The organism is Rhodopirellula sp. JB055 (genome assembly GCF_043100905.1).
Classification (GTDB): domain Bacteria; phylum Planctomycetota; class Planctomycetia; order Pirellulales; family Pirellulaceae; genus Rhodopirellula.
The window spans coordinates 1-3,267 of the sequence record NZ_JBICHO010000403.1 but is presented as its reverse complement, the minus strand read 5'-3'; the positions used below and the strand labels follow the sequence as shown (position 1 = coordinate 3,267).

4 protein-coding genes are annotated in these 3,267 nt (G+C 55.9%); 2 read left to right on the top strand and 2 right to left on the bottom strand.

Features of this window, described 5'->3' with window-relative positions; genetic code table 11:
- A partial coding sequence (locus ACF8AM_RS15805) for a putative DNA modification/repair radical SAM protein (protein ID WP_392556558.1) occupies positions 1–753 on the bottom strand: 753 nt, incomplete at its 3' end.
- Positions 754–875: 122 nt separating this feature from the next.
- Between ACF8AM_RS15805 and ACF8AM_RS15800 the strand changes: the two genes are divergently transcribed.
- Both ACF8AM_RS15800 and nth read left to right on the top strand, forming a co-directional pair.
- On the top strand, positions 876–1,109 hold the full coding sequence (locus ACF8AM_RS15800; RefSeq protein WP_392556557.1) for a hypothetical protein: 234 nt from the start codon (positions 876–878) through the stop codon (positions 1,107–1,109).
- A gap of 371 nt (positions 1,110–1,480) precedes the next feature.
- The gene (gene nth / locus ACF8AM_RS15795; RefSeq protein ID WP_392556556.1) at positions 1,481–2,164 is read left to right on the top strand and encodes an endonuclease III domain-containing protein; all 684 of its coding nucleotides are present in this window, start codon (positions 1,481–1,483) and stop codon (positions 2,162–2,164) included.
- A gap of 70 nt (positions 2,165–2,234) precedes the next feature.
- On the opposite strand, the gene ACF8AM_RS15790 is transcribed toward nth, so the two are convergent.
- On the bottom strand, positions 2,235–3,267 hold a 1,033-nt coding region (locus ACF8AM_RS15790; RefSeq protein WP_392556555.1), incomplete at its 5' end, for a molybdopterin-dependent oxidoreductase.

Genomic DNA, 3,267 nt, shown 5'->3' with positions numbered 1-3,267 from the left:
GTACACACGGCGGAGACGCTGGCCGGCGTACAAATCGGACGCCGTTTTCAGAATTTCGAGGTCCGGCGTCGGGGTGGCCCCAACAATCATTTGGGTGCTTTGCCCCGCGGGAGCAAAACGAGGAGGTTTGAAGCCAGACTTCTTTTCCTCCTTCGTCTCATCGATCTTTTCGCGAATACCACTCATCGCGGTGACGATTTGCGGCTTCTTCTTCTCCGGCGCGAGTTGCACCAAGTCATTTTCGGTGGGCAACTCGATGTTCACACTCAATCGATCGGCCCATGCCCCCGCTTGCTCAATCAATGTCTGCGAGGCATTGGGGATCGTCTTCAGATGGATGTACCCGCCGAAGTGTTGATCGGTACGAAGTCGACGCGCGACCTCGATCAACTGCTCCATCGTGTAATCCGAGTTCTGAATGATGCCGGAACTTAGGAACAGTCCTTCGATGTAGTTGCGTTTGTAGAATTCCATCGTCAACGAAACGACTTCATCGACGGTGAACCGAGCGCGAAGCGTGTCGCTGGAAATGCGATTCACGCAGTACTGACAATCGTAGATGCAATAATTCGTGAGCAGGATTTTCAGCAGCGAAACACACCGACCGTCCGGAGTGTAACTGTGGCAAATTCCCATTCCCTCCGTGCTGCCGATCTGACTTCCGGCGCGAGTGCCTTTGGATCCACTGCTGGCGCACGACGCGTCGTATTTCGCCGCGTCGGCAAGGATCTTCAGTTTGTCACGAACTTCCATCAAGGACCGTTTGATTGCTGGAGAGGCCAGAATTCAGAATGGTGGACCGCGTTTGTAAGAGGAGCAGGAAAACTGGCGATTCCCACTGACGCGACACCTGAGTATCCGCGGTCGCAAAGCCCATGCCGATTTCAACATCGACCGTCACAGGCAACATCTGGTCGCAGAAACATGTCACCCAAGCGAACTGCCCGGAGCTGTCGGTTTCCCCCCATCGACCATCAGTGCGATGGACCATCCGCTATCGAAACCCTTCGTTTCACTCGCAAACCGTGCCGTTCTGCGTCATCCTACTGAACGAAAGCGACGATCGACTTCGCACGATCAGCGATCTGGAACAACGCTGCACTCGTTAACCGCTTTACGCAGAGAAGAATTAACGAGAATTCTCAAAATCCGATATGCAACGAAGACAGGGCTCAAATCGAGCAATCGACACAGGCACACGCCGGCCCATCTGGTGTTTTTTCAAAGTTAAAAGAGAGGGTTGATCGTAGGGGACGAGAGAAGAGCCCTTGGCTTTGACGCCAATTCGGGAATCGTCGCCTCGTCCACTCCCCCAAAAATGAGTCGTAGCAGACCACTCGTTACACCATCGACCTGGGCAACGGTTGACCGATGAACACGGCAGGCACTCGACAGCCCGCCCCACCGGACGTTATCGCGGTTGACGATGCGCACAATGTCTTGAAACCCGAATGCGACCTCGAGTGCGATCAATCCATCTGTGACCCGAACTCCCAAACAACCACTGCCGCCCGAACAGATCGAGCAGGTCTTTCAGATCCTCGCTCGTGAGATGCCTGGCCGTGGCCCTGGGGCGATGGGACCGAAGGGCCAGCCCAATCCGTTCCGCACTTGCATCTCTTGCATGCTGTCGGCCCAGTCACGCGATGCCAACACGGCGTTGGCAACGAAAGCATTGTTCCGATTGGCGCGAACACCAAAAACAATGTTGAAGCTGACGGACCAGCAGATTGCAACGGCCATCAAACCCTGCGGGCTGTACAACGTCAAAGCCAAGAACGTTCGCAAGTTCTGCCGAGCGTTGCTGGATGACTTCGATGGAGTCGTCCCCAACAATCGTCCGCAACTGATGCAGCTACCCGGCATCGGTCGCAAGTGTGCCGACATCGTGCTGCAGTTCGCTTTCGGGATCGACACAATCGCGGTCGACACACACGTTCATCGCGTTTGCAATCGGACTGGCATCGCCATCGGAAACAATGCGGAGAAGACAGCGGAGGCATTGAACGAGGTCGCCCCCCAGTGGACTTTCGCGGAGGGGCACTTTTGGTTGATCCAATTCGGCAAACGGGTTTGTCTGTCACGGTCACCACAATGTGACATCTGCCCAATCAATGAATTTTGCCTGAAGCGAGCGGAAGATCGACGAAGCAAACCCGCGTGAGCCAAACACCTCGGGCGATTTCCAATTGCTTGGCCGCAGCCTCTGAACATCGCGCAGACATCCGCGCCAATCAATCAGCCCCCGACGACTCGATCGCATTCAAGACAAACGCCTTTTGATCCTCGACCAAAGCGTCCAAGGAGGCCATATCGAGTTGAGTCTTCGAATCAAATTTGGCGGTCAGCGTGGGCGTCGCACTGGAATCGAATTGGCAGAAGGTGGCACCAAACAGTGAAGCACCGCGGAGGTCGCACCCGCGAAGGTCAGCACCGGACAAGTCCGCCCCTTCGAGATCCGCGTCTTCAAGACACGCGTCCCGCAGATCGGCCATCTGCAGTTTCGCGTTGGAGAGATTGGCGCTACGAAGCTCAGCGTGCTGAAGATTACAGGATTGAAAATCTGCATCCCGAAGCTTCGCGTTGGTCGCTTTCAAACCGGCCAAGTCTCGATGGGACGCTTGGATCCCCCGAAGATCTTGCTCTCGAAAATCTCGGGACTCGATCACTCGCAACGCGGCTTGCTTGGTCAACGTCGGTGCCATGTAGCGTTCCTCACGCCAGGGGTCCGCCCCGTTGTGGTAACCAGCCTCGGATTCCCAGTACCCCAGGCGTTCTTCTTTCAAGAACTCAATCCGGCGGATCCACTTCACACTCTTGTAGAAGTACTTGCCCGGAACCACCATTCGCATCGGACCGCCGTTTTGCGTCGCCAGCGGTTTCCCTTCGGCTTGCAACGCGACGATCGGATCAAGTTCCAGCACTTCGCTGAGCGGTAGCGAGGTCGAGTGATTTCGTTCGCTCCGCGCGACAAACGAAACGAACTTCGCTTCGTCGTTCCAGATCGGTGTCTCTGAGTCGTGCAGCAGATCACGCAGCCGCACGCCGGTGAAAGACATTGCCGGCTTCGACCAACGTGTCACGCAGTGCACATCGATCTGACGAGTCACCTGCGGCATCGCTTGAATCTCATCAAGCGAAAACGTCAGCCTGCGTGCGACGCAGCCACCAATCTCCAGCGACCAAGGCGAATCGATGTCGCCAGGGTGTCGTTCACCAACAATGGGCCAACGATCACCACGAACAAGTTGCTGATTGGGAGGAAGT

Coding starts and splice junctions, on each gene's coding strand:
- ACF8AM_RS15800 (WP_392556557.1), top strand. CDS start 876: ATGCCGATTTCAACATCGACCGTCACAGGCAACATCTGGTCGCAGAAA.